At 47.8% G+C, this 533-nt stretch carries 1 protein-coding gene; it reads left to right on the top strand.

Going from position 1 to position 533, the window contains the following annotated elements:
* Positions 1 to 533 (top strand): hypothetical protein (locus A3762_RS27320; RefSeq protein ID WP_197469115.1); only part of this gene is annotated, 533 nt, incomplete at both ends.

The following is a 533-nucleotide window of genomic DNA, read 5'->3' on the forward strand; positions in this document are numbered from 1 at the left end:
TTTTATCTTGAGTGCGACGGCATTGGTGAATGATGTTGACCCTGAGTCAGGCCTCGTTAGCCAAGTGAGTGACACGATTAGTTTTAATGTAGAAGTGTTGCCCGTGTCAGAACAGGCTGTCGTAGTGGCATCAGCACGTGGAGATGAAGATACAGCGATCGCGTTAAATCTTGATATTAGTCAACCTGACGCGGATGGTTCGGAAAGCATCACAGACATTGTGATTAGTGGTGTGCCGGCTGATGCCTTGCTGTCTGCTGGCGTCATGGATGTGGATGGAAAATATCATTTAACGGTTGGAGAGTTAGCGGGATTAAGTTATACGCCTAGTCTCCATGATAGTCAGGATATCACCTTAACTGTTGAAGTGACGACCGAAGATGTTGACCCTGAGGGAGTGAGTCAGAGTGTCGAGATCAGTAGTCACCAAATTACGGTGCAGGTTGATGCTGTTGCGGATGCGCCAACCTTGGTGATGACCCCTGCGACAGGTGATGAAGATACGGCTATTACACTCGATATTATGGCTAGCT

The sequence above is a fragment of the Oleiphilus sp. HI0125 genome (genome assembly GCF_001635355.1).